Consider the following 25143-nt stretch of genomic DNA (forward strand, 5'->3'; position numbering starts at 1 on the left):
ATAACTTCGTTTTTTTCGTTAACAATTACTGCCTGAATTCGTTACTGCCCCATTTTGCCGGCAAATATTACCAGCTGATCACCACATGTTGTTTGCCATGCACCTCGTAGCAAACGGTATCACCCCCAACGGTTTGAGGTTTGATGCCCCCCTGTTGCGCCGCCGAGACTGTGATATCCAGTGATTCGCCCGTGCCTGACCGAAGGATATACAACTTGCACGACAGCCGCTCATCGCCCAGCACCTTGAAGCGCAGCTCCCGGTTTTCTGCGGCCCTTTCTGCGATAGGGTAGTCGACGAAGAGCAGGTATGCCCCACCTGCAATTTTCATGTAGTGCCTCGGGATGACGGCAAACGGAAAAGCCGCGCCATATACCTCCTGCCCCACACTGCCGGACTTGTCCCACCCTGGATTGATATCCTCCAGTGGCACCCACAAATTGGGGTCTATCTCCCCCGTTTTGACATCATTGGCCAGCATCTCCCGCGGCAATACCGTAGGGTAATAATGTACCATCCGGTGCAACGCGTAGCGGATGAATTCGGCAAGGAGCAGTGCATACGAACGCGACAAGGGCGTATCGTCCGCCTGCGATAAATACTCATGCACGGCGGCAAACACCTCCACCTCTTCGTAGACTGCCATGTAAGGCGCATCATTCAGTGGGAAGACAGCGAAAAACAGCGGGAAATGATTCCCATATCCGTACCGGCAGTCCCACAGCGCCAGGTTTTTAAAGACATTAGCCATGAGGAGATAACCCAAATCGAGGTACACTTCATCCTTGGTGGCCTTCCATAGGCGGAGCATCGCCCCAGCGGCAAACGCCGTATTATTAGCTTGGTAGAAAAGGTCGAAACCCACCGACACGAGCGATTTGGCTGCTTTCTTAGCCTCCCTCAGGTACTTGTCATCGCCGGTGAGATCCCACGCTTGCAGCATCACATGTGCATAGATCCCACCGACGTCCTTTTCGCCACCGGCTCCCGGCTTTGTCTCGGCCTTGACCACCTCCAATGTATCCATCTTATAAAACACCGGCCATTTATAGTCAAAGTGGTGAGCCACCTGGATAGCGTAATCTAGTGACTTCAAAAATAGGTCTTTTGCTACTTCGTCGCCGTGAAGCGCCATGCGCGAAAGGTTGAGTAGTGGGTGGTGCAGGTACCAGGAGTCCATGACCAGCACCTGCTTCTGCTCTTCGCTGCCGTCCAACTGGTGGTCCGCAGCGGGCAGCCAGCGCCTGACGGTGCCGACGTTTGCATCGTAAAACTCGGGAAGCCCCGCTTCGATCTCGGCGATCAACGGCACGTCTTCGCCCATCCACTCCTCATACTCTTTCAGCGGCAGCAGCACCGCCAGCTGCACCATGATTTCGGGCGGCGTTTTATAGTCGCACACATAAGCATTGAGGTAACTATGGCCCTGGTGATGCGACCAGCAGCCCTTATGGGTAGCCAGCTCCTGCAACGCCTTGGCTGCAATGCCCACGTAATCATGATATGCCGTTGGCGGTTTGGGCAGTTGCACATAAAGGCCGGCGAGCAAATCTGTAAACTGCTTTGCCTTGTCAAATTGATCAGTGGGCACCCGGTCGGCGAAGGCGACAAACGCATCGCCGATGGTGTATTCTTTACCACCGCACAGCGGCTTGTCGGTTGTCGCCGGCGGCGCAAAGCCGAACTCGGGCCATTTGCCATCTACCGTACCGGCCACGGAAGTACCGGTATCCGCGCAATAGTTGTTTAGTGCGGTCAGGTTTTGCAGGTACAGCGCCGATCCCTCCGCTGGCTCCGTGATACTGAAATATACCATGCCACTGCGAAGGCCCAGCTGTTCCACGTGGATATTGGCTTCTACACCACCTATGCCGCCGTCAGGATTGAGTATCAATACATCTTTCGGCCAAAACGGGATACGGAAATCGTCCCGCGGGGTGAAGTGCGTGACATAGCGCAGCATCGGCACCTGCTGGATGGTATCCATCCAGATGACCACCCGGTAGCGGCCAATCGCAGACCGGAGTGTATAGCTTAGCTCAGCGCCTGCTGACCGGCTGTGGGCGATCGTCAAATCTGCCGCCGGCGTATACGCTGCCCGGAAAACCAGCTTAGTACCCTTCGCCTGGTGTACGCATACCGCCAGCGCATCGTCGGTTCGGATCACCTGCACTGTCCTGTTTGAAAGTTGTTTTTCTGTGACGACTGAGGCAGCTTGGCTCAAAAGCTGCTGGGTGAGATGCAAGCTCCAAGGTGATACATTATCTTTCTGTTTCTTCATGTAAGTTCAACGCATTTAACCGAAGTGTTAAGCGTTTATTACATAAATCACTCCAACTGCTACTGGGCGACATGCGCGTTATCGTTGTCCGAATGTTACGCTAAGATTGTCCGCTGCTTTGCGCAAGCATGTTTAAAAAACCGAATCAGCCGTCCTAATTTTTAAACGGCTGGCTTTCCGCATGGTGCTTTCAGACTATTCAGGTGTATAACGTGGTTTGTATCCATCCCGTAAGCCACGAGCCCAATTATCCGGCAACGGCTTCATCCCGTTCGGTCAGGCGCGGGGTGACCGGATCATTGGCCTTGCCATTGTCATAGAGCGGCAATGCGAGGAAAAAGACAGAACCTTTGCCCAGTTCACTTTCGGCCCAAATCTCACCGTTCAGCCGGAGTGTAAGCTCACGGCATAGAAACAAGCCCAGGCCTATTCCTTTTTCGCTCTCCGTGCCATAGGTTGACTGGATATGACCGTTGAAAATCCGCTTTACATCCTCATCAGTCATGCCCACCCCGTCATCGCGCACCGAAATCATACATTGTCCGGTTGCGGCATCAGCCACGACAGACAGCGTTATCGTGCCGTTTTGGGGTGTAAATTTCAAAGCGTTGCTTATCAGGTTTCGGATGATTACTTCCAGCATTTCAGCATCTGAAATCACTTTAATGCCCTTTTCGATACTCAGTTGGATGGCTATTCCTTTCTTTTCGGCCATGTAACGCTGCACGGCCAATATACGCTCGATGACGCTGCAGGGTTCCACCCAGGTAAGCAGGGGGTGAATACCCTTGATCTGCCCGGATACCCAAGCCAGTACATTATTCAACAGGTCGGACGTATTGTGTGCAGCCATCAGCAAATCCTCCTTAAGCTTTTTGGTTACGTCGGGAGGGAGTTCCTCTTTGGTCAGAATTTCAAGTGTACCGATGATGGCATTCATCGGATTCCGCAGGTCATGGCCGAGGATGGATATCAGCTCTACCTTTTCGCGGTTGGCAGCCGTCAACAATTCATTCTGCAGCCGGATGCGTTCATTCTGTTGCTCAATATGCTTGGCATGTTCTTCGGCCGCTGCCCGTTCGCACTCATACCTTTTGCGGAAGTAGCTTGCTGCCACAAAGGTGCAGATGACGATGATGGGAATCGAGGTCATGAGATCGGCAAAGCGGGCACCCCTGGAGTCGTAACCATTATAGATGACCGATGGGTTGACGTATTCCATCGCCAGCAAGCTAACGGGCAACAGGAAGTGCAATATCGTCCATACCCACTGCAGCCGGCTGCTGGTAAACGCAATGAGCAGCTGATAGGTGAGCAAAAAAAAGTAAAGCGCCGGTCCGGCACTCCCATCGTTGTAGAAGTAAGTAAAGATGACCAGCAGGTAGCTGTAGCCGGCATACACATGCAATCCCGTACGGTGCAGACCGCGATAGCGCGATAAGCCGAACATCGTAATCAGCATAATTTCGGTAACGATCAAGACAATCGCAAGCACCGGCAGCCCCAAATAAAAGTTTAAGGGGATTAAAATCCCCACCAGTGCAATCATAAATAGCGACACCACATTAAAACTGCGGTTTTCATTGGGCAGCATCCCTGGCTTTCCCACCAGCTCCTGCCAGCCCCCCCTAAGCAAGGCCAAAAATGAACGGCTATATTTGCTTTTCAACGATAAATTATCAACTTGTACGCCTAATACTACAAAAGTGCTGAAAACAATTTAATTTCCTCGTATAGAAGGTCAAAATTCCGTCAATTTAGCTCCGTGTCGGCGAGCTATCGACTATTTACCGGTTCTCCCGGTTAACGTACTTCCCAATCTATGGGATGCTTCACCTCAATGCAATGAGCAGCCAAACATTTACCCTTGCGTGCTGTTGAATAAAAGGAGGATATTGGCGATGACAAGCAACAACAAACAACACGTACCGGATGATCCGGAGAAAAAGGGGAAGAGCACCTTGGAGAACGAACATGCAGCCCACATGGCTTTCGATAGACCACAACAATATATGGATGCAGATGACGAAGAAAGCCGCGAGACCGAGGACGATGCCGATAACGCCGATGGCGACGGCGGAGCCCCGACTGACACAGATACACAATCCAGTGACTAAGGTCGCGACTTTGTACACGTTTAAACGCACATTCAGGCGGCATTTCAGCGAAACACCGCGTGCGGAGCCGTATAGAGACTACCGCTTTTTGGATTCCGGCGATAAAAGCCGATATTCGTCTGCATGAAGACGACAGACCATTTCCTTCTCCTACTTTGCATACTTTTTCCGCCGATGCTGCCGGCTAAGGCAGCGCCCGATCCCGATAGGGGTGTCCAATTTTTTGAGGGTACGTGGTCGGAAGCGCTGAACGCCGCTGAGGCCTCGGGCAAACTGATATTCGTAGATGTTTATACGGATTGGTGCCCCCCCTGTAAGCGCATGAATAAGGAAGTACTACCCTTACCCGAGGTGGGCGAGTCATACAACACGTCCTTTATCAATTACAAGCTCGATGCCGAGAAGGGTGACGGCATAGCCCTGGCCAAACAATATGAGGTGGCGGCCTATCCCACGTACCTATACCTTGATGCCCAAGGCAACCTGTTACATCGTGCGGTAGGCTACTTCGGTGCACAGGCATTCATTGCCCATGCTGAACGCGCCCTGGCATCGGCAAGCGACGCGCAAAACCTGCGCAGGCTCGAATCGGCATTCAACAACGGCCAGCGCGATCCCGCGTTTCTGCGCAGCTACATCGTCAAGATGAACGAACTCGGCATAAGCAATAGCCAAGCGATAAACACCTACTTCGAGGCGCTTCCCCTGAGCACGCTCACCCAGCCGGACGAACTGGCCTTCTTGGGTGAGCATATCAACAGTATGCACAACCTCGCGCTGGTTTTCCTGCTTGACCACTATCACCTGCTCGATGCGGAGCAGCAGCGCAAACTGGCTCCGCGCCTGTTTGGAGTACTTACCGATGGTGCTGCCGAAGCGCTTGCCGCCTATCGACCGTTTGACGTGAAGCAGGCACTTGCTTTTTCTGAGCAATTGCTCCCTCATCTCGGCGAGCGGCAGCAGCAGCGGTTTCTACGCCTAAGCCTGATGCATCACGTATCGGTGCGGGATACCGCAGGCGTAAAGCGCTGGGGCAAGGCCTTGGTAGATAGCATCATGACCATTCCCCCAGATTCCGTCAAGGCAGAAGACAACCGGCGGTACCAGGCAGTCACGGAGTCTTTTTTGAGCGAGGCGCAGGACAGCACATCCATCAAAGGGTTTGAGGCCGATAAACCGTTCCTGGTAAACACCTATACACGCGAGCTTGTCTCCTTCTTGTATGAAGCTGCCAACGCATACGACACCGCGCTGGCTGACGACGATCCAGCTTTGCGGGAGGCCTGGGCGTGGATGATGCGCTGCGATGAGCTGATGCCGAATGAACGATTTGCAGCCGCCGCCAATCGCATCCGCGCACGGATACACGCCAAGTAGGCCCCCTTTATTCCCCAAAATGTCATATCGTCCCCCATGGCATGCCCTGTTGCTGCGATGGTTGCAGCCCCCTCTGTATACGCCTTTCTACCGCTATATAACGCTTTACCTTCGCTAAAGAGCCGTTTTTGGGTACTTTTAGCGAAGGATATGCGAAGGATATGCGGACAGGGGCGGAGGGAAGGATAAGGGAAGGGCGGCTTGCCGGCGCTTCGGGCGAGTGACGGACTGCTCGTTTTCGGCTGAATCCGATGGACATGAAAGAAAAGCCCCGAAACGGGGAGAATCGGGGCTTTCTAACTAACCAATTATAAACCTAAATTATGAAAAGACAATTTTTAAAAACTACTATATAGACGTATAACTTCCCCAATGGATTAAGGAAAAATGTTAAAACTTTGTTAAAAAAGTTCCTGCATAGCTGTTTGCTCCTAAACGCACCGTTTTGAAAAACATATTTCATTAATATCTTTGTTTTAAATAGGATACATATGACACAGGCGACCTTGCATATTGATAGTAGTTTTGGATGAACGCAAAAAGCATATATTATTCAATGTTTTTTTTCTTCCTTGCCTGCGCCGGATCCGCGGATTTACGTTTTGTAAATATAGCAGAAGGCAAGAGATTAACGCATGGTAAACCGTTGGACTTGACCATAGCGGGTCTGCCAACGGGAGTCGATTCAATTCAATATTATATAGACAACGGGATTCTCGACATAAAAAATGGCACGGAAGGCTTGGTTGTCAATTCAGCCGAAATAAAGATGGGGCAACATACCGCTTCTGCCCTTGTATTCCTTAATACGGGCAAAAGGCTGCGGGTTTCTTCCGCATTTACGCTGCTCCCCCCGGTTCCAAAACAGTTTCGATACGAAGTAATCAACCGCTATTCTCACGATTCGAGCGCGTATACGCAGGGTTTACAATATCAGCATGGGGCACTCTATGAAACGACGGGGATTAAGGGTGCTTCAACGCTGCGGACTGTCAACGTAAAATCCGGGGAAGTTATCCGGTCAAAAGAAATAGGCGACAACTATTTCGGCGAGGGAATGACCTTAGTCGGTGATAGTATCTATGTCTTGACCTATCGCGAGAACACCTGCTTTGTCTTTGACAGGCATTCGTTCAGACTGATTAAGACCTTCAACTATGATCAACCGCGCGAGGGTTGGGGAATAACGTACGATGGCACGAAGCTGATAAAATCGGATGGTTCAAATGTGTTGTATTTCATTGATCCAAAAACCTTCCGTGTATTACATACCGTCCCTGTATTTGACGATAAGGGTCCTGTGCCTCAGCTGAACGAGCTGGAATATATCGAAGGAAAAGTATACGCAAATGTTTACCAAGAAGACTATATCGTCGTGATCAATCCGCTAAATGGAGTGGTTGAATCAAGGATAAATCTGATCGGAATATACGACCATAAAGCGCAAGACAATGAGCTGAATGGCATCGCATACAATGATGCAGACAGCACACTGTATGTAACCGGAAAAATGTGGCCTTATTTGTTCGAGATCAAACCGCAGGCGCTGTAAGCGATAGAACACCCGGGGCTGCGCCAACCTCTCCCGGTGATGTGTATCTTCGTAAATCCGATATCAGAAAATATTTCTATTGCCCTGATGGCAGCGTTATGGCCTTGCATAGCCGGAGCTTGCGATAATTTGATAATCGGCAATACCATTAAGTACAATAGATGTTGCGTACATTACAAGCCGGCTGCAAGTCGAACGCATATACCCGCAGGCGTCAGGCGAAAATAAGGAGATAAAACGATGACAAAAAACAAATTGCAGGTTGATTATCCATTTTTCCTACATGTCATCCGCGAAGCGGTATCCCATCTACCCGAAGCAAATGAAAGGCTGTGCCATGGAACGCCCGGGTTTTATGCGGGCAAGAAAATCTTTGCCCGTGTACAGGAAGACCTGGCATCGCTGGCGGTCTACACGAAAAGAAAGGATGACTTGCTTGCATCGAATCCCGTAGTATACTTTACTACGCCGCATTTCGATGGGTATGATTATGTGCTGGTACGGCTGGCCCGCGTCGACTTCAATGAATTGGCGAAGTTACTGCTGGAAGGTTGGCGAGAACGAGCTCCTAAACGGGCGATAAGGGAATATGAGTCGCTGTATGGATGATACCGGAGTGCATTAAACATCAATAAAATGTAGTCGATCATTCGCAATTTCATTGGCGTACGCTATTCGTAGCTGGTTAATTTTCTGCTTAAAGTATGCATATACTTCTACGGAACTTTTTTCTGCTTTTTCGCTATCCCCAAAATCATCCTTCAGGTACTTGGAAAGCGAAAACAAGGTTCTGGGGTATTCGTAAATCAGTAAACTATCATTGTCGATATTGGCACGAAGCCAAAAAGGTTCGCTTTGGGACGCTTCCCTGACATAAACGATCTCCGCTTTTCGCTCCACCGCATTGGCGTAGCTGCACAATGAAGAAAAATTTTTCGGGATTCCGATTTCAACGTTGATTTTGTCGGTAGTGAATGTCTTTAACGAATTGTCTGGAAAAGAAAAATCAACAGGAACCTTGGATTTTACTAATTTTCCCAGCCTGCCGGAGAAATGGTTAAAATAACCGACCGCCAGAATTTCGGCCAGCGATTTTTTAAATGTTTTTACATTTTCCCTGTAAAATAGAATGGCCAAGGCCAAAGAGACCACCAAACCGACCCCGAGAGAAACCCACAGATTTTTAAACAGTGCATTGTCAGCACCGTTTAGGTATTCGAGATAGGTACCAACAGTCGGGATGACCGAATAAAACATGTCTTTAACCGGCAGGAATTTTAAACCAAATTTCATTTCGAATGATTGTTACCTCATTGCCAATGCAAGCAAAGGTATCCCAGCTTTTCGCACTGTAAAACCGAAATGATTTTGTGCCAGACTTGATTTATTTCATGAGGAAACGAAATGATTATCTGCGTCGGGCGAACCGATGACTGCCTTCATACAGGGTTTGAAAAAACGAGCTCATTTCCAGGCCGGCAACGTTCTGACGTTACATTTTTTGTTTATAATCCGCCGGATTTCCTTATTTTAGGCCGACTCCATTCTCAAGGAGACGGCCTACATTATGAGTAAAAAATCAATTTTCATTACAGACGGGGTGAATTATACCACACCCTTCATGGCAATAAGCGCACTGTTTCTCACCTGGGGCATCGCACACGGCTTGCTGGATACGCTCGACAAGAACTTCCAAGAATTGTTGCACTTAAAAAAATGGCAGTCAAGCTTTATACAAGTCTCACTCTACGGGGCCTATTTTTGCATGGCCATACCGGCCGGTTTATACACCCAAAAATATGGCTACAAAAAGGGAATTATATTCGGGTTGAGCCTTTTTGGAATCGGCGCATTACTCGCTGCGGGCACCGCACCGCTACAATCGTTTGTTCTTTTTCTCTTTTGCCTCTTGGTGATCGGCGCAGGCTTGGCAACGCTGGAAACAGGGGCCAACCCCTATACCACCAAGCTGGGCCCTCCGGAATCCGCTGAAAGGCGAATCAATATTGCCCAGTCTTTCAATGGCTTTGCTTGGGTAATCGGCCCGCTGATCGCCTTATCCATTTATGGCAATCGCAGCCATGTGGAAGGCGAAAAAATGATCTCCATTATCCTTCCCTTCGCTATCATCGGATTGTCCGTTCTGGCGATTGCCTTTGTTTTCTCCCGGTTAAAGCTGCCTAAAATCGATGAGGAAGATTTAATGCACGCTCATGGCGCTGCCCCCACGCCAGGTAGTGACATGGAAATTTCGGACCCTTCGCATCCCGCTTATATTTCAAAGAAACCGTTATGGAAAAACAGGCATTTTAAACTGGGCGTTGCCGCCCAAGCTTGCTATGTGGCGGCACAAACCGGTGTTTTTAGCTTCCTGATCAACTTCGTTACGGACCACGATATGCATCCCAGGTTTGATGTGCGATATGGCCCGTATTTCTTGTCCCTCGGTTTTTTCCTATTTATGATGGGCCGGTTTTCGGGCAGTGCACTGATGAGGTACTTTAAGCCTTCCCGCCTATTGGCTTGCTATGCACTAATGGTATGTGCGCTGCTGCCCCTCGTATCGTTGAAATTAGGATGGACTTCCCTCATTGCGCTTTATGGCGTTTTCTTTTTCATGTCCATTATGTTTCCAACCATATTTGCATTGGCCATCAGGAGCTTAGGAACTCATACCAAGCAAGGGGCGTCTTTTTTGGTGATGTCAGTTGGGGGCGGAGCGGTGTTTCCACCATTAATGGGCTACGTTTCAGACCTATACGACATGTCTGCTGGCTTTTTTGTTCCTATCCCGCTATTTGCATTCGTTGCCTATTATGCCATTGAGGGATATAAAATTAAGCCTTAGCAGCCGCGTACGCCTGATCAAATCTGCGTGTACCCGGCTTCCTATGTCTCAAATACCCCGCAAACTCGTCGCTTTTACCCTGCTAATCAAGCATATAAAACCCCTATTTTTGTCATTAAACGAGGCTCGCCTAATACATGGCAGCGTAACAAGCGTACAGGATGAAACCGAAAAGAATCTGGGCAAATCTGGCTGTCACTGACTTGACACGGACAGCAAAATTCTACACAGCATTGGGATTTAAACGAAATGGAACACATGGCTCCGGCGAACTGGTTAGCTTTTCCTTTGGCGAGGCTGGCTTCGTCATCAACTTTTTTCTGAATGATGTGCTGAAAGCCAATTTGGAAATTGAATTGGCTGATCCCCATCGGGCAGCCGAGGTAGTGTTTACACTATCCGCAAACGGCAGCGAGACAGTCGACAAATGGGCGTTGGAGGTGGAAAAAGCAGGCGGCCGACTCATTTCCAGACCGTCAGCGTTTGGCGAAGGATATTATGGGTTTCTCTTCGCCGACCCTGACGGCCATCGCTTCAATGTCTTTCACATGGATGGCCTTTGATTGCCTCCTACTAATCTGTTGTATCTTCGCCTGTTTTATTCTTTTTTGAAGCATCATGGTTGTAATACGCCCAAGCGAGTTCTACAAGTTCAGCATCTAAAACAGAGCCATCTGCCATTTCGGCAAGATACATGCCGCCAAGGTCATCGTAAACGATGGATTCGGTGACTTGCTGCATACCTACCGGAATGGTCTCAACAGGTAAAAATTTCACCGTTTTTCCAGTCCTGTTGTGGGTGACGTATATCGTAGACGCGCCGTCGCTTTGCTTAATTTCAAATGGTTCCATTGCCTTGTTGAGCTTTACCTTTTGAGTCAACAAATAACAGCGCCGGATGTTCGTACCTATTTTGACAACGGAACATCCATTAATGAGCTGGTTCCTCCCTATCATGCGCAACCCAAATAAGCTGCGATGTGTCATAGCCGATTTGTTCGGCTTTTTGAAGGTAACTCTCCCGGATACTATCGGGAACCGCTGTCGTTCTCGATAAAATCCAAAGATATTTCAGGCTTTCGCCTGCTACCAAGGCATACTGATAATCTTTGTCCAACGCGATCACGTTGTAGCCCGAATAGAATGGACCGAAAAAAGACACCTTTAGTGCACCGATACGTTGGTCATCCCTGAATTTTGCCTTGCCGGTTGCCGACTCCCATTTACCTTTGACGTAATTATAGCCGCTATTGCGTACCCTGATCGTGCCGCTTTCATTGAGGCTGTACGTAGCGGTTACATTGTTAAGATCGCGCTCCTGCTTGTGATCCAGGCGTGCTATTTCATACCAGTTGCCCAAATAGCGGTCCATCTCAAAATGTTGTACAGGCTCTGCATTTGGGGGAATGCTCGCGCACGAGTAAAGCAGGACGACTGCCACAAGGACGACGATGTTGTTTTTCTTGCTCATATGGTTTTTAGTCAACCGGCGTGTGCCGTAAATGTTTTTAAAAACACCCCACGATCTACGTCGTAATCTTCTTGCCTTTTAAACGGCTAAACCGTTTACCTGTCGCTTCCGCTTTTTGCAAACAGGGACCCACACTTCGCTGTATGCATAATCATTTTTATGCGCATCCATTTTGGCGAAAGAAAAAGTAGGAGCATCAACCACTTCGTAGTCGGACGACGGCAACCACTCGGAATACGTTCTGGCCATGGTTTGCTGCAACGCTGCCGGAAATGGCCCTTCGTTTGGAAATACCGCCCAGGCGCAGGCCGCTACAGGCACCTTGTCCAAAAGCTCACTTACCTCGTTTTTGGTGGTCAAAACACCTATCAAATGCGTCAAATTGCCCTCTTCTTTCTTAAACCCGGCGTCGGCATCATAAGAGACATTTACTATTTCGTATGGCCCTATATCCTGAAGGGCATGCATTTCTCGCCTTTGAGCTTCGGTGATGCTCTTGGCCAATTCCACAATTTCGCTATTAATGCCTTCGAATTGCATGGGTACCCGTTTACTGACACCGACGAAATTGAACGCCGGCTTTTCCTCAAGTCTGAATTCCATGGTATTTCCTCCTTTTACAGTAATGATAAATGATAGCTTGGGCACCGATTTGTTCGGTCCCTTTTTGGTTATTTCTGAGGGTAAAAAGCCGCTCCATTTCTTGAACGCACGAGTGAATCCGTCTAGTGACTGATAGCCATATTTGAAAGCGACATCCGTTACCCTATCACCACTCAGTAAGTCTTTATTGGCTTCTGACAGTTTCCGTCCTTTGATATACTCACTCAGCGTCAATCCAGAAAGATAAAAAAATATCTTCCTAAAATGATAGTCCGAAACACCTGCGTAGTCGGCGATGGCTTCAAGGGACAGATCATCGGTGAGATGATCTTCAATATAATCCATTACCCCGTTTAATTCGTTTAACATTTTATTTCCTTTTATGCAGCAAGAATACCATGGCCAACGAAATATCGCTCGACTTTTGTATGCCCAAAAATATCGGATTCCCTTGTTCCAAGTCTTGCCTTGTCATGAAGGCTGCATGCTTATTCGTTCCCAATCAGCGCAGGCTTAGCCACCGGTGCCGAATTGCGCAGACGCTAAAGCTAAAACCGGCACACACGAGAGAGCTTCCCGTTGGACGATTTGAGAATGCACTATCCCTATTCGGCTAAGTGACTTTTCTGTTCAGGTGCCAGGTCATTACGATTTTCACGGCCAGTACCACGCCCATAAAAGCCGGCAGCACCGCATAGCCCGTGTGGGACGCCAATTTGCCGAATAGCAGCGGCATGACCGTTATGCCGATATAGGCGCTGGCCATCTGCAAACCCATGATTGCCTGCGAATGCTGTTCGCCGAAGTTGCGCGGCGTTTCATGCAGGAGGCTTGGAAAGATGGGCGCACATCCCAAGCCGACCAACAGGAACCCGGGCAAGAACAATGTCTTAACCGGCAGTAACAGCACTAGCAGGCCCGCGGCAATTAACCCCTCGCCGATATAGACGAGCTGCTTGTTGCCCACTCGTTCGGACACGAATCCCGAGATGAAGCGGCCAGCGGTGATCCCAACGAAATAGACAGATACCAGCCTTGCCGCATCTTCCGGCTCGACGTCCCTGGCGAATACCAGGAAGCTGGCGCCCCACAGGCCAAAGGTAGCTTCAACGGTGCAATAGCAGAAAAAGATAATGAGTGCCTGTTTCACACCCCTGATTTTGAGCAATTCGTAGAATGAACGGCGCCTTCCTCTATTTGGCCCGTCGCCCTCCGTGGCGTTTGGTATCCAAAGCGGCAATGACGCCAGCAGCACCAGAAACAAGGCAATCTGGATCCAGCCGACGGTACGGTACCCACTTGCCCACCCCGCACCAGCCGACAATTGGGCCGCCATAATCATCGGCCCGGTGGCCGCGCCTACTCCCCAGAAGCTATGCAGCCAGTTCATGTGCCGTGCCCGGTAGTGCAATGCCACATAATTGTTGAGCGCCGCATCCACGCAGCCGGCACCGAGGCCGAGCGGAACCGCCAACAAGCATAGGTAAACGAAGTGTTGCGACACGGAAAAACCCAGCAGTGCCAATGCGGTGATCAGTACACTTGAGGTGGTAATAGCCGCAACGCCGTACCGGCTGATCAGCCTGGCACTCAATAGGCTCGAGACTACCGTTCCGCCTGCTATGATCATCGAGATGATACCAGCAAAATGAACCGGCACTCGCAAATCGACATACATTGTTGGCCAGGCAGGTCCGAGCAACGAATCGGGTAGACCAAGACTAATAAAGGCGAGGTAGATTACCAGGAGCAGCAGGCCGCTTTTTAAGTTCATCGGCTCGATTCAAAGGTCATCACATAAACGTTGGTCTCCTTGCGTGAAAATCCCACACTCGGATACAGCTTGTTCGCTTCGATACGGGTAGGATTGGAAGTGAGCGACAGCAGGTCGACCTCCTGCGCCTTCGCAAAGGCGATAGCGTGTTCGGTAAGCCGCCGACCCAATCCTTGCCCGCGGTACGCCTCGTCTACGACCACATCCTCTACCCAGGCTTTGCGCCCAGTGGGCGCACGGTAGATGCAGACGGTAATCATCCCGGCGAAATTGCCGCCGTCTGCGACTGCTACAAACAGGTGGCTGTTTTCCGAAGCTATCAACGCTTCCAGATCCGCCTCGTCGAAAACGCGTTCGCGCCCGGTCAGCTGGCGCAGGAACCGCGCCATGGCCTCGCGCAAACCGGGGGTGTTTGAGGTAACTTCCTTGATGTGCATGTTATGTCTTCCTTGTACAATCCCATAGTGGGACGACCAAAGCTATAAAAAAAACACTTTTAATCTGACGATAAATTCGGGAGGCAACGGCTATATTTTCTTTGAATGGTTTCATTTAACAAGAATTGCGGCATACGCCACCATACATTATCTTTGCAGGGCATGAACTTGCTGCTATGTCCCGTTATGCCGGAACCACGGCCTGACAGAAAGCCGATACGCGCACGCGGCGAAGGGCACCAGTCCGGCATATGGGCTACCGATGTCCGCTTACCTAAGCGGCATCGGGCCATGAAAGTCAACGTTGCATAAAAACGAACAACATGCGAAATGTAATTTTAGGATTGGCCGTAACATTGGATGGTTATATAGAAGGCCCCAACGGAGAATACGACTGGTGTTTTACCGACCAGGACTATGGCTTGAAAGAATTTTTCTCGCGCATTGATGCGGTCTTCATCGGGCGGAAGAGCTATGAGGTGGCGCAGGCCTACGCTGAGGGAAATGACGGTCAACTGGTACCCGGCATGCCACCTGCGAGCGAATATGTTTTTTCTCGAACGCTGGAAAAAGTAAAAGAAGGGGCGGTTTTGATATCAGATAATGCGATGAATGAAGCACGTAAGATCAAAGCGGGGCCCGGCAAAGATATCTGGTTGTACGGTGGCGCATCACTAACAGGTGCCTTGATGAAGGAAGGGTTAGTGGACGAACTGTGGATGTCCGTACACCCCATACTGCTGGGCAGCGGAAAACCGCTTTTTCGCCCACAGGATAGCCGCACCCGGCTTACACTCCTTGATAGTAAAACGTACGATACCGGATTGGTATCGCTCCGGTATCGGGTTGATAAAAAACAATGAGTTACTTTCTTTTCGGCTTTGATACCTGTGCTTCTTCATTAAACGCAAGACACAGCGCTATCCAGTAATTGAAATCGTCTGGATCGGCGAAGCCTTCGGGGTTGACATAGCAATAGCCTGCTAAATTTTTTCCCTTCATGACCATCGGCTGGCATCCCTTGCGTAGAATAACGGCGTCGGTCTGATCGGGGCTAAATCGGCACATCAAAGAATCGTCCGTAACGTTGATGCACATCTTGCCGTTAACCAGAAAAGCCAGCCCACCGAACATCTTCTTTTCGTGTACCGTAATGCCGGAGACACCACCAAGGTAGGCCCTTACTCGTTGTGCCAACTCAATGTCGTATGCCATAGATATAGATAATGCAATAACGTGAAGTCGTAACTCGCTTTAGGCATTGATAAGACATCGCCGTCGGCGGATTCAAAGATAGTCAGCTTCCGCGACTCCACCCAACGCTGCAGCTAAATATGCAGTACCCACCTCACGTCAAAGGCATCAACTACCTCAATAAGCTTTGTGTCGTCATCCTTTTCGAAAGCACGATCTTTTTTATCGACCGCCAACTTTTCAATAAGCGCTTTTCTTTCAAGAGTATTTTGACAATGCAGGAAAATAGACATGTAGTTCCCAAGCGTCCTTCCCTCATCATACACGAGATCTGAACCGTGTATGATGATGCTGTCAGAAACAAGAGACCCGCTGATGACTGGCACCTCGGCATAGCCTTCCAACGTTTCTCTAAATGTTTCGAATTGCAAGGTGCCGCCGAAGCAGGTCTGGTAAAATGTGAGTGCTCTCCTACAATTGCCGGGAAAAGTAATGAAGATTGCACTCACTAATTTGCCATTATTACGATCAATCATGTTCGTTGAATTAGGCATCAGGAATTTCCGGCTCTACAAGCTTGATTAATTTCTCCAGCGATTCCTGCCAGCCCAAATAACACATCTCCGCCGGTATGGCTGAAGGAATTCCCTCTTGTAGCACGTTGAGTTCAGTGCCGCACGAAACCTTTTTTAGCCGTATGGTTGTTGTCATTTCCCCCGGCAAATTGGGGTCGTCAAACGTATCGGTATATTTAATAAACTCATTAGGTTTTATTTCAAGATACGTTCCGCCAAAAGAGTGCCCATTCCCGGTACTGAAATTAATAAACGTCATACGGAACTTCCCACCTTCCGTGAAATCCATTTGCTGCACAGTGCACACAAAGCCGTATGGCGGCAGCCACGTAGCATGGGCGATGGGATCTGCAAATGCGCGAAAGACCTTTTCAGGACTTGCCTGGATTACCCGATGTAATGAAACTGAATTACTTTCCATGATCAAAAAATTTAATTTGTTACTAATTATTTCTTGTACGCTCCGCTGATTGCTCATTTTCCTGTTTGCGGAACGTGATGATTTTTTTTATCAGCGCGTTAGGTAGCGGTTTTCCTGTTGGAATCATCAATTGTTTGATAATTGGTCTTAGCCATAGGTCTGGATTTTACGGTTATAGCGATATGAAATGGCAAGAATGCCAAGCACTGCAAGTGGCATCAACATATACCCTATGTTTTGATCTACGGCCGCATGGCTGATGAATGCAAAGACTAGATTGAATGTAAGTCCCGCATATGCCCATTCCTTGAGCCTGGCCGGGACTTGCGGAACGGAAATCGCTAACACGCCGAGGACCTTACAGATAATCAGTGCATAGGCAAAGTAGTCGGGGTAGCCCAAGGGCCTTGTACCTATGGTCGCCTGCTCCGGTGAAAAAAGCAGGGCGCTAAGCGGCATGACACCTTCCCAAAGGATGATGATGATCGTGGCCACCCAAAAGATTGTTTTATTCTTTTTCATGTTGTTATCTATTAAGACAATGCCTTATGAATTAGTTGACTCGACATAGTTTACAAAGTTGTCTAGGATCGCTTGCCAGCCTTGTTTCTGAAACTCCGGGTCATTTTCTGTCTCGGCATCAAACGTGGTTGCCACATGGGTTTTACCATTTTGTGACGTGAACAGCGTAGTAGCCTTTCGCCCGTCAGGCATAGTGTAAGCAATTTCTTTGTGCAATTCTACCGTTTCGTAAACGCCTTCAAAATCAAAACCGAAGCTGCCGTCCTTGGCTTCCATCCGGTGCTTGAACTTCCCTCCTACACGCAGGTCGTTTTCGCTGCTTGGGCTATGCCAACTTGGGTCTGGAGCGTTCCATTGCATAATGTCGCTTGGTGTATTCCAAACCTTCCAAACTTTTTCTACGGGAGCATTTGCTGTTGCCTCTACCGTAATTCTTGTTGCTTGTGTCATCACGAGTATTTTATTTGTTAAATTTTACAATTCAAAATTACGATAGGGTATACGATTGTAGCTGTTGTGAAAATGACAACTTTAGGGGTGAATTATGACAAACTATTTCCTATCTTGCGGCTTATTAGATTGTTGATATGCAGATTTCTGTCTTTGTACCTGAATATGGGGTGATTGAGGCCGTCACACCGCCGTTCAGAACGTTTCATACCGCCAATGAGTTTTTGGCCACATTCGGCAAAAGACCTATTTTTAAGGTTGAATATGTAGGCTTAAAGGAATACGTGCCCGCCAACAATGGCGAATACACCATCAAAACCGATAGGTTGCTCAAGGACGTAATGGAAACGGACCTACTAATCATTCCGCCTACATTTGGCGACACAGCCAAAGGAATTCAGGCTAACGCAGAGGCAATCCCTTATTTTAAGAAGTTGCATGAAAAAGGCGCAAGTCTTGCCAGTTTGTGCATCGGCGCTTTCCTTTTGGCTGAAACGGGTCTCCTCAACGGAAAAAAGTGTTCCACGCACTGGGCTTATATTAATGAGTTTAAAGAGCGATATCCCGAAGTGGAAGTGGAAGATGGCGCTATCATCACAGAACATGGCAATATTTACAGCTCTGGCGGAGCAAGCAGCTTGTGGAATTTGATATTATACTTAGTTGAAAAATTTGCCGACAGAGAGACGGCCGTGATGATATCCAAATATTTTGCGTTAGATATTGGAAGGGATAGCCAATCGCAGTTTGCTATATTCAAGGGGCAACGGAATCACGGTGATGTTGGCATCCAAAAAGTACAGGACTACATTGAAAAAAATTATCATCACAAATTAACAATAGAAACGCTGGCAAATTTGATTAATACAGGCCGCAGGACCTTTGAGAGAAGGTTTAAAGAGGCCACCAACAATACACCCATAGAATATATACAGCGCGTAAGGATAGAGGCTGCCAAAAGTTTCTTTGAGGCATCAAGGAAGAACGTAACGGAAATCATGTTTGATGTGGGGTATACCGATACAAAAGCGTTCCGAGACACCTTTAAAAAGGTTACCGGGCTTACGCCGATAGAATATAGGAATAAGTTTGCCCGAGTGGCTAACGAGGTGTGAGGAGCAAATAGTCTCGCTGCTTAACGTTTTTTACAAGTAATCCGATATGGTTAAACGATTGCACCTGTCCAGTGGAGCTTATGCACTTTCTTTCTTGCTTCTTTTATCCTTTGTGGTGTCATGCACAAAAGAAAAAATCCATACGGATCCGACGGACGAACCGAAAACGCCCCCCTCAGACCTGGCAGAAAGATTTCTGTACGGTTCTAACATGGGAGCCTATCAAGGTTGGTCCGACGAACAGTTGGCTGAATTGCTAATGGGCAATACGGCAAAGGGTATTGCTGGTGTGGGGGTGAATAGCCTACGTCCTGCGATGTACGACCACTTTGTGCAACAATGGGGCTATGACATCCGGCTAAACGCGTTTGAAACTTACCAACAACTGGGCGGTACAGACCATACAGTCTTCCTCAACGGCCCAACTGATGCCCATAGGGAACAGGCAAGCTACTGCAATGGCGTCCGATCGCAAACCTTCGCCAACCTGTATGAGCCGATATGGTCTTCGGCCGGAAAGGTGAATGACAATAACTACTATGCCAGCTATGTTTACAACGTAGTGAAGACTTATGGTCCTTATGTAAAGTACTGGGAGGTCTGGAATGAGCCTGACTACACCAACAACTGGGAAGCCACCCAAACCTGGGCGCAAACAGATCCCAACCCGTGCGATCTCCCGAACTTTGCGGCGCCTATCCAATCCTATGTGCGGATGCTCAGGATTACCTATGAAATCGTCAAACATTTGGATGGCGATGGCCTGGTGTGCGTGGGCGGCTTAGGTTATCCGAGTTTTCTGGAGGCCATATTACGCAATACTGATAACCCAAACGGAGGAAGCGTCAGCGCCGATTACCCAAAAAAGGGTGGTGAGTGGTTCGATTGCCTAAGTTACCACGTGTATCCAATGTATTACTTGGGAAGCAATCACAATTCTGACGCAGCGGCTACGGCACTCGTCAACCATAAAAACGCGTTTCAGGCTGTGCTTGATAACTATTCGTATGACGGAACAACCAACCCTAAGAAAGCCTTCATCATTACGGAAAGCAATATACCGCGTAAATCCATCGACGGCTATATTGGAGGCGATGTTGTGCAACGGAATTTTTTAATAAAGGCAGCGGTCCAGGCGCAAAAGGCGGGTATCAGCGCGCTTTACATTTATGGCCCTGCTGAAAGCAGGCCATTAGCCCAAGCCAACGACCCCTATCAGGCAATGGGCTTTTATCAAAACATAACATCTGGCCCTTATCATGCTACCATCACATCCGGCGGTATCGCTTGGCGCACCGTAAGCGGTCTATTAAGAACCCGGCAATATGATCCCGCTGCAACGGCCATGCTGCAATTGCCCGGCCATATTGACGGCGCGGCGTTTTATGGTGCTGATGATGAAAGTTATGTTTATGTATTGTGGGCAAAAACCAGTGAAGCATCAGAAACAGCATCGGCCCAATACAGCTTTCCGGCGTCATTAAAGATGACGACAGCTACGCAGTTCGATTGGGACAACCAGCAAACCCGTGTGACCAGTACGCTCGCATTGACTGGATCGCCTGTATTTATCAAACCTTAGCGGTGACGGTCAAACCCGGCCCTGAATTCCAAGGGACTTTGGCGGGTTTTTTGCCTGAATAGCTTACTGAAGGATTGCGGGTGTTCAAAGCCTAATTCGTAAGCAATCTCACTCACCGCTAATGGTGTAGTGGAGAGCTTTTCTTTTGCCTTATCGATCAACTTGGTGTGGATGAGCTGCTGTGCGCTTTGTCCGATGAGCGAGCGCAGCACATCGCTCAAGTAGCCTGGTGAAACGTGTAATTGTGCCGAAAGATAGTGTACAGTGGGAATACCCCGGCGCAGCGATTGCCGACTGTTGAAATATTCGTCCAACAGCGCTTCCATCTTTTGCAGCAAATCGTTGTTTACCGCTTTACGGGTAATGAATTGGCGCTTGTAAAACCGGTTTGCATAGCTGAGCAACAGCTCAACCTGTGCAATAACGACATCTTGGCTGAATTCGTCAATCCGGCTATGAAGTTCTTTCTCAATAATCCGGTAAACGGAAAGAATGACTTCCTTCTCATTATCGGACAGGTGCAGGGCTTCATTGACTGAATAGGAAAAGTAGCCGTACTGTTTTATCTTTTTTGCCAGTGGATACCCAAGCAAAAAATCGGGATGGATGAGCATGACGTATGATGAAGCCACGTCGGTGTATTCGGTTGCCCCTACCAATTGGTTCGGCGCCATAAACATCATGCTTCCTTCTTTGAAATCATAATAGTCCTGCCCGTATTCCAGCCTTCCGCTGCTTTCGGTAATGAAGGTTATTTTATAAAAATCCAGCACATCGTAAATCGGAGCCTTATCAGGATTGAACGGACTGTCTTTGTCAAAACGCGTTAAGCTCACCAATGGGTTCTGGGGCTTGGGCAGGCCAAATGCCTGGTGTACATCAGCGATGGAAGTAAATCTGATCAGTTTGTTTTGTCTTTTCATCCACTAAATTTAAAAAATAAAGTAAAAACCTATGATGATTTATCTTATCACCATAGGTTTTGAACGTGAGGGTATCACCACGGAAAGACCACGCTTTCGGGCCCTGTAAACGTCCCTGTAGGGCCGTCTTCCTCAAGCACTACGCGTATCGGCTCACGTGAGCCTTCTTCGACGGTATCGGTTCCCTGAAAATTGTTGAGTGCCGTAGCGGTAAAACCGGGACTGACGGCGTTTACCTTGATAGGGGTGCCTTCCAGTTCGATGGCAAAAGCAACGGTAATGGCGTTGAGCGCGGTCTTGGATGAACCGTAAACCAGATCAAAACTTGTTCGCCAGGGGTTGGACGGGTCCATGTTCATGGTAAGCGAACCGAGCCCGCTCGATACGTTTACGATGCGCGCAGCAGGCGCATTGCGGAGCAACGGCAAGAAAGCCTGCGTCATGGCAACAACACCAAAGACGTTCGTTTCCCAGACCGTGCGCATTTCGGTTAGTGAAGCGGCGCTTGGGCGGTTTGCAGCCATTATTTCCTCAAGCGTACGGCCCCGGCTTCCGGCGTGCGAAATGGCTGCATTATTTACCAAAAGGTTAAGCATACCAAAATCGCGCTGTACTTGTGCCGCGGCCGCAGCGATAGAATGTTGCTCGGTGACATCCAGCTGTATTGCGCGAGCCTTGCCGCCGATTTCGCCTACGGCTGCCTCGCCATTTTGCGCATTGCGTGAACCTACATACACGGTGTAGCCGTTGTCGGCAAGGGCTTTGGCAATTTGAAAACCTACGCCCTGATTGGCGCCCGTTACAAGGGCTATTTTTTCATTTGCTTGCATAACTGTAATTGATTTATAGGACAAAGGTCCGAATATGCATATCAGGCTACGTAGCTGAATTGAGGGATTTTGAAGCCTAATCGAGGGAAGCGAAGAGACTGACATAGGGTTGGCCGGTATGACGTGGCCCAATCGGGCGGCAATTCCCTGACCGGCGTAGCGGGTGTCGAGATCAATGCCGGACGAATCGCCTTCGGAGGCAATTAGCAATCGCCCCTGTCGCAGAACCTTGCTGATAGCAGCGTAAAAGCGGGCGATCGGTGGCTGGCGCATGTCTCATTCAGTTTTTGATAGGTCCTCCGTCAAATCATTGTCAAAGCCCACCTAGCGCAGGCTTATTTGTTTCTGACTACCGACGTCCAAAAGCTAGCGGACGACCTTTTGGGAAAACAAAAAACAGCCTAACTAACTTGCATGTCAGCAATCGCCGCCGCCCACTTCGGATTTGGAAATCCGGAACAAAGTACATAATTTTAAAGCAACCAGATAGACTTGGCTCGTGCAAGTAGGATTCTTCTTTAGGCTATGCCATTGTAGGACTATTTATCATCCTGCCACGATAAAAAAATGACTGATCCTTTTTCGGCTCTCCCTCAAATCTCAAAAAAATGGAAAATCTGTCTAAAAATGAACCCCGCAGGGAACAGACGCCCTTCAGGAGTATTGCGTTGGCCTTTTCCGGGGGTGGCTTTCGCGCTGCTTCGTTTGCGTTAGGCACCTTGAGCTACTTGAACGAGCTGACATTGGAAGCAGGCACACCTTTATTGAAAAATGTCTCCTTCATATCGTCTGCGTCGGGAGGTACGATCACCAACGCCATGTATGCACAGCATAATGCGGCAAATCAACCATTTGGCACTTTTTACGGAAAGCTTTTCACCATCCTCAATGGCACCGTTCTACTGGATTATGTGTTTAAGATACTGAATGATGACAGCCAATGGGAATCTAGGCCGGACAAAAAGCGCAACATGATCAACGCCTTTGCCCTGGCTTATGATTATTACTTGTTTGAAGGTGCGCTTTTGGGAGAACTGTACAGTGGTAACTCCGCGTCTCACCTGGAAGAGGTATGTTTCAACGCGACGGAATTTTACAGGGGCTTGTTATTCCGGCAAAATATCAAGATGAAATTTGACAAAGGTTTCAGGGAAGACAGAAAATTCCGGTATGGGAATTTTGCCATCAACCTGGGTTGGAGCATTGCCCGGAAACTCAAGCTGTCCGACCTTCTGGCGGCTTCATCCTGCTTTCCCGCAGGGTTCGAGCCAATAATGTTCCCCAATGATTTCACGTATAACAACGCTATAACCGCCGACCAAAACAATAAATCGCTGACCGGGGAAGAATTGTTGAGTGACCTTTACGTCCGACTAAAGGAAATGAACCGAGGCGAATTGGTGAGACTGTATGGCGAAGAGGCTGTCGAAAGGGTGATGGCGCAATTGCCGCAGCACCCGACTCCAGAAGAAATTAACGATGCCTTCAAGTCAGTAGATATCGACCACGCTTTCCTGTTTGGAATGATGGACGGCGGAATTACGGACAACCAGGCGTTGGAGAGTATTTTGGATGCGCAGGAGCGACGGCTTGCGGCAGATGGAACCAGTTTTGCTCCGTTTGACCTGATGCTTATCGGTGATGTCGGCAGTGACCTTATGGATCCTTATGTGCCTCCCAAAGACGAATCTGCTTATACCGGGGTCAAAGGGATCACACTCAACACCTTGCTTGTCGTCCTAACGTTCCTAAGTGCCATCGGGCTGGCCGCTGTCTTTGCCGGATTCACCGCGAATGCCCACGGGTTTGGCGCGAAACTGTCCATATTGAGCGGCTCAGCCACGTTGCTGTTGAGCGGCCTGCTGTTGTGCATACTAGTAGTGATTCGGTCATACATCAAAGGTAATATCCATAAACTGGGAGGTTTGGATCTGGATAAGAACTTTTCTCCTGAAATTGTCAGCAATCTGTTTAAGCACTTCGGCGCTACCCCTGTAGGTGTTATTTACCGGATGCTGAAAGAGCGGTTTAGCTCCGTATTGCTGCTCAACAACGACGTCTTTTTAAAACGCATCCGTTTTCTCTTGTACAACGCTGCCTACAATAGTAAACGGTACACGTATCGGCTCAAGACCAACCACCTGTATGACCTTTCCTTTTCAAATGATTCGGCTAGGGATTCGATACCGGGGACGACCCCCAGTAGGGAAATGCAGGTTGTGGCCCAGGCAGGCTTTGAAATGGGAACGACACTTTGGTTTGACACCAAAAGCCAAGAAAATGACAGCAACGCAGCACTCATTGCTTGTGGTCAATTTACGACCTGTTACAACCTACTGAAATATATTTACAGGCTTAGGAACTCCCCAATCAAGGGCAAACCTTCCTACTACAGCACATTGCCCGAAAAATACCGGAAATTGATAGACCACCTGGATGCAAGCCTAAAGCAGGACTTCAACAAATTTAACACCGACCCATTTTGGATGTATAATCAGTATGGGACTTCTCTGGGCCTTCCGGGATTCAAAATTGTGAAAATTGCCAACTTTAAGTTTCCGAAAGAATTCGAAGGGCTTAGGTGAGCTTCTTAGCTGCTCATTGAAATTTGGCTTAGCGCAGTACAGTACCTGAACGACCCTTGTCCTAATCGGCGATACCGTATGGTAAGGTCTGCAGGTAGGTCACTCGCCGATGGCATCCGGTTCCGTGCAAATAGTCTCCACGATATCTCGGACAGGGACACCAGCCACAGTAGCTGGAAAATCAACTGATATTTACAGCAAAGAAAAGCCCCGAAACGGGGAGGATCGGGGCTTTCTAACTAACCAATTATAAACCTAATTATGAAAAGACATTTTTTATTTACTATTTATATAGACGTACAATTACCCTACCTTATTACGGCATGAATGTCATCATTTTGTTAAAAAGCCATAATGCTTCAGCGGTCTGGCAAGGCGCGGACGAGGGTGAAGGATAATGCATTTGGCAACCTTTATTTTGATTTGTAAAATTTGAATGCTACATTCATCGATTATTTAAGATATCATGAAGTTGCTGCTGCTGGT

Annotated in this window: 25 protein-coding genes; 10 read left to right on the forward strand and 15 right to left on the reverse strand. The window is 48.6% G+C overall.

Annotated elements, in window-relative coordinates; translation table 11 throughout:
* Positions 1–67 precede the first annotated feature (67 nt).
* Both B5X72_RS13025 and B5X72_RS13030 read right to left on the reverse strand, forming a co-directional pair.
* The gene (locus tag B5X72_RS13025) at positions 68–2281 is read right to left on the reverse strand and encodes a glycoside hydrolase family 88 protein (RefSeq protein WP_079717353.1); all 2214 of its coding nucleotides are present in this window, start codon (positions 2279–2281) and stop codon (positions 68–70) included.
* 247 nt (positions 2282–2528) lie between these two features.
* Entirely contained in the window at positions 2529–3950 is a 1422-nt protein-coding gene (locus B5X72_RS13030) for a sensor histidine kinase (protein WP_079717354.1), read from the reverse strand.
* A gap of 232 nt (positions 3951–4182) precedes the next feature.
* On the opposite strand from B5X72_RS13030, the gene B5X72_RS13035 reads away from it, so the two are divergent.
* The 4 genes from B5X72_RS13035 to B5X72_RS13050 all read left to right on the forward strand — a co-directional run bounded on the left by B5X72_RS13035 (position 4183) and on the right by B5X72_RS13050 (position 7936).
* A complete protein-coding gene (locus tag B5X72_RS13035) occupies positions 4183–4398 on the forward strand; it encodes a hypothetical protein (RefSeq protein WP_079717355.1) in 216 nt (71 codons plus the stop codon).
* A gap of 123 nt (positions 4399–4521) precedes the next feature.
* Complete coding sequence (locus B5X72_RS13040; RefSeq protein ID WP_079717356.1) at positions 4522–5775, forward strand: thioredoxin family protein; 1254 nt, start codon at positions 4522–4524, stop codon at positions 5773–5775.
* A 652-nt stretch (positions 5776–6427) separates the two neighbouring features.
* Positions 6428–7327, forward strand: a complete 900-nt coding sequence (locus B5X72_RS13045; RefSeq protein ID WP_176146200.1) for a glutaminyl-peptide cyclotransferase — start codon at positions 6428–6430, stop codon at positions 7325–7327.
* A gap of 240 nt (positions 7328–7567) precedes the next feature.
* A complete protein-coding gene (locus B5X72_RS13050) occupies positions 7568–7936 on the forward strand; it encodes an MmcQ/YjbR family DNA-binding protein (RefSeq protein WP_200119186.1) in 369 nt (122 codons plus the stop codon).
* A gap of 12 nt (positions 7937–7948) precedes the next feature.
* Here the strand turns inward: B5X72_RS13050 and B5X72_RS13055 are convergent, their stop codons facing one another.
* A complete protein-coding gene (locus tag B5X72_RS13055; protein WP_079717358.1) occupies positions 7949–8620 on the reverse strand; it encodes an STING domain-containing protein in 672 nt (223 codons plus the stop codon).
* A 274-nt stretch (positions 8621–8894) separates the two neighbouring features.
* On the opposite strand from B5X72_RS13055, the gene B5X72_RS13060 reads away from it, so the two are divergent.
* Both B5X72_RS13060 and B5X72_RS13065 read left to right on the forward strand, forming a co-directional pair.
* On the forward strand, positions 8895–10175 hold the full coding sequence (locus B5X72_RS13060; protein ID WP_079717359.1) for a sugar MFS transporter: 1281 nt from the start codon (positions 8895–8897) through the stop codon (positions 10173–10175).
* A 161-nt stretch (positions 10176–10336) separates the two neighbouring features.
* Entirely contained in the window at positions 10337–10738 is a 402-nt protein-coding gene (locus tag B5X72_RS13065; RefSeq protein WP_079717360.1) for a VOC family protein, read from the forward strand.
* A gap of 10 nt (positions 10739–10748) precedes the next feature.
* On the opposite strand, the gene B5X72_RS13070 is transcribed toward B5X72_RS13065, so the two are convergent.
* From B5X72_RS13070 to B5X72_RS13090, 5 genes are all read right to left on the reverse strand, one after another.
* Positions 10749–11027, reverse strand: a complete 279-nt coding sequence (locus B5X72_RS13070; protein WP_079717361.1) for a hypothetical protein — start codon at positions 11025–11027, stop codon at positions 10749–10751.
* Between the two features lie 79 nt (positions 11028–11106).
* Positions 11107–11646, reverse strand: coding sequence for a lipocalin family protein (locus B5X72_RS13075; RefSeq protein ID WP_079717362.1), 540 nt, complete (start codon positions 11644–11646; stop codon positions 11107–11109).
* A gap of 78 nt (positions 11647–11724) precedes the next feature.
* Entirely contained in the window at positions 11725–12618 is an 894-nt protein-coding gene (locus B5X72_RS13080) for an AraC family transcriptional regulator (protein WP_079717363.1), read from the reverse strand.
* 244 nt (positions 12619–12862) lie between these two features.
* Entirely contained in the window at positions 12863–14023 is a 1161-nt protein-coding gene (locus B5X72_RS13085) for an MFS transporter (protein WP_079717364.1), read from the reverse strand.
* On the reverse strand, positions 14020–14460 hold the full coding sequence (locus tag B5X72_RS13090; protein WP_079717365.1) for a GNAT family N-acetyltransferase: 441 nt from the start codon (positions 14458–14460) through the stop codon (positions 14020–14022). Before B5X72_RS13090 ends, B5X72_RS13085 begins: the two co-directional genes overlap by 4 nt.
* Before the next feature lie 323 nt (positions 14461–14783).
* Here B5X72_RS13090 and B5X72_RS13095 point away from each other — a divergent pair, with 323 nt between their 5' ends.
* On the forward strand, positions 14784–15323 hold the full coding sequence (locus B5X72_RS13095; RefSeq protein ID WP_079717366.1) for a dihydrofolate reductase family protein: 540 nt from the start codon (positions 14784–14786) through the stop codon (positions 15321–15323).
* 1 nt (position 15324) lies between these two features.
* Here the strand turns inward: B5X72_RS13095 and B5X72_RS13100 are convergent, their stop codons facing one another.
* From B5X72_RS13100 to B5X72_RS13120, 5 genes are all read right to left on the reverse strand, one after another.
* Entirely contained in the window at positions 15325–15675 is a 351-nt protein-coding gene (locus B5X72_RS13100; RefSeq protein ID WP_079717367.1) for a TfoX/Sxy family protein, read from the reverse strand.
* A gap of 113 nt (positions 15676–15788) precedes the next feature.
* Positions 15789–16190, reverse strand: coding sequence for a VOC family protein (locus tag B5X72_RS13105; protein ID WP_139378685.1), 402 nt, complete (start codon positions 16188–16190; stop codon positions 15789–15791).
* Between the two features lie 10 nt (positions 16191–16200).
* Complete coding sequence (locus tag B5X72_RS13110; RefSeq protein ID WP_079717369.1) at positions 16201–16650, reverse strand: SRPBCC family protein; 450 nt, start codon at positions 16648–16650, stop codon at positions 16201–16203.
* Positions 16651–16797: 147 nt separating this feature from the next.
* The gene (locus B5X72_RS13115) at positions 16798–17172 is read right to left on the reverse strand and encodes a DoxX family protein (protein WP_079717370.1); all 375 of its coding nucleotides are present in this window, start codon (positions 17170–17172) and stop codon (positions 16798–16800) included.
* Positions 17173–17196: 24 nt separating this feature from the next.
* The gene (locus B5X72_RS13120) at positions 17197–17622 is read right to left on the reverse strand and encodes an SRPBCC family protein (protein ID WP_079717371.1); all 426 of its coding nucleotides are present in this window, start codon (positions 17620–17622) and stop codon (positions 17197–17199) included.
* A 137-nt stretch (positions 17623–17759) separates the two neighbouring features.
* Between B5X72_RS13120 and B5X72_RS13125 the strand changes: the two genes are divergently transcribed.
* Entirely contained in the window at positions 17760–18737 is a 978-nt protein-coding gene (locus B5X72_RS13125) for a GlxA family transcriptional regulator (RefSeq protein WP_079717372.1), read from the forward strand.
* Positions 18738–18783: 46 nt separating this feature from the next.
* Positions 18784–20319 carry a glycoside hydrolase 5 family protein gene (locus B5X72_RS13130; RefSeq protein ID WP_079717373.1) on the forward strand — a complete coding sequence of 512 codons (1536 nt, stop codon included), beginning with the start codon at positions 18784–18786 and terminating at the stop codon, positions 20317–20319.
* Here B5X72_RS13130 and B5X72_RS13135 read toward each other — a convergent pair.
* Entirely contained in the window at positions 20316–21242 is a 927-nt protein-coding gene (locus B5X72_RS13135; protein ID WP_079717374.1) for a helix-turn-helix domain-containing protein, read from the reverse strand. The two genes, B5X72_RS13130 and B5X72_RS13135, sit on opposite strands and share 4 nt — an antisense overlap.
* Positions 21243–21316: 74 nt before the next feature.
* A complete protein-coding gene (locus tag B5X72_RS13140) occupies positions 21317–22072 on the reverse strand; it encodes an SDR family NAD(P)-dependent oxidoreductase (protein WP_079717375.1) in 756 nt (251 codons plus the stop codon).
* A gap of 608 nt (positions 22073–22680) precedes the next feature.
* On the opposite strand from B5X72_RS13140, the gene B5X72_RS13145 reads away from it, so the two are divergent.
* Positions 22681–24657: a patatin-like phospholipase family protein gene (locus B5X72_RS13145; RefSeq protein ID WP_079717376.1), complete on the forward strand. Its 1977-nt coding sequence runs from the start codon at positions 22681–22683 to the stop codon at positions 24655–24657.
* The last annotated feature ends 486 nt before the right edge of the window (positions 24658–25143 follow it).

Source organism: Parapedobacter luteus, assembly GCF_900168055.1.
Lineage (GTDB): Bacteria > Bacteroidota > Bacteroidia > Sphingobacteriales > Sphingobacteriaceae > Parapedobacter > Parapedobacter luteus.

Bases quoted from the DNA above. Each gene is read 5' to 3' on its own strand.
- B5X72_RS13080 (WP_079717363.1), bottom strand. From the start codon at position 12,618: ATGTTAAACGAATTAAACGGGGTAATGGATTATATTGAAGATCATCTC.
- B5X72_RS13065 (WP_079717360.1), top strand. From the start codon at position 10,337: ATGAAACCGAAAAGAATCTGGGCAAATCTGGCTGTCACTGACTTGACA.
- B5X72_RS13105 (WP_139378685.1), bottom strand. From the start codon at position 16,190: ATGATTGATCGTAATAATGGCAAATTAGTGAGTGCAATCTTCATTACT.
- B5X72_RS13110 (WP_079717369.1), bottom strand. From the start codon at position 16,650: ATGGAAAGTAATTCAGTTTCATTACATCGGGTAATCCAGGCAAGTCCT.
- B5X72_RS13070 (WP_079717361.1), bottom strand. From the start codon at position 11,027: ATGGAACCATTTGAAATTAAGCAAAGCGACGGCGCGTCTACGATATAC.
- B5X72_RS13085 (WP_079717364.1), bottom strand. From the start codon at position 14,023: ATGAACTTAAAAAGCGGCCTGCTGCTCCTGGTAATCTACCTCGCCTTT.
- B5X72_RS13120 (WP_079717371.1), bottom strand. From the start codon at position 17,622: ATGACACAAGCAACAAGAATTACGGTAGAGGCAACAGCAAATGCTCCC.
- B5X72_RS13145 (WP_079717376.1), top strand. From the start codon at position 22,681: ATGGAAAATCTGTCTAAAAATGAACCCCGCAGGGAACAGACGCCCTTC.
- B5X72_RS13100 (WP_079717367.1), bottom strand. From the start codon at position 15,675: ATGGCATACGACATTGAGTTGGCACAACGAGTAAGGGCCTACCTTGGT.
- B5X72_RS13095 (WP_079717366.1), top strand. From the start codon at position 14,784: ATGCGAAATGTAATTTTAGGATTGGCCGTAACATTGGATGGTTATATA.
- B5X72_RS13130 (WP_079717373.1), top strand. From the start codon at position 18,784: ATGGTTAAACGATTGCACCTGTCCAGTGGAGCTTATGCACTTTCTTTC.
- B5X72_RS13035 (WP_079717355.1), top strand. From the start codon at position 4,183: ATGACAAGCAACAACAAACAACACGTACCGGATGATCCGGAGAAAAAG.
- B5X72_RS13075 (WP_079717362.1), bottom strand. From the start codon at position 11,646: ATGAGCAAGAAAAACAACATCGTCGTCCTTGTGGCAGTCGTCCTGCTT.
- B5X72_RS13060 (WP_079717359.1), top strand. From the start codon at position 8,895: ATGAGTAAAAAATCAATTTTCATTACAGACGGGGTGAATTATACCACA.
- B5X72_RS13140 (WP_079717375.1), bottom strand. From the start codon at position 22,072: ATGCAAGCAAATGAAAAAATAGCCCTTGTAACGGGCGCCAATCAGGGC.
- B5X72_RS13125 (WP_079717372.1), top strand. From the start codon at position 17,760: ATGCAGATTTCTGTCTTTGTACCTGAATATGGGGTGATTGAGGCCGTC.
- B5X72_RS13055 (WP_079717358.1), bottom strand. From the start codon at position 8,620: ATGAAATTTGGTTTAAAATTCCTGCCGGTTAAAGACATGTTTTATTCG.
- B5X72_RS13090 (WP_079717365.1), bottom strand. From the start codon at position 14,460: ATGCACATCAAGGAAGTTACCTCAAACACCCCCGGTTTGCGCGAGGCC.
- B5X72_RS13135 (WP_079717374.1), bottom strand. From the start codon at position 21,242: ATGAAAAGACAAAACAAACTGATCAGATTTACTTCCATCGCTGATGTA.
- B5X72_RS13115 (WP_079717370.1), bottom strand. From the start codon at position 17,172: ATGAAAAAGAATAAAACAATCTTTTGGGTGGCCACGATCATCATCATC.
- B5X72_RS13025 (WP_079717353.1), bottom strand. From the start codon at position 2,281: ATGAAGAAACAGAAAGATAATGTATCACCTTGGAGCTTGCATCTCACC.
- B5X72_RS13050 (WP_200119186.1), top strand. From the start codon at position 7,568: ATGACAAAAAACAAATTGCAGGTTGATTATCCATTTTTCCTACATGTC.
- B5X72_RS13040 (WP_079717356.1), top strand. From the start codon at position 4,522: ATGAAGACGACAGACCATTTCCTTCTCCTACTTTGCATACTTTTTCCG.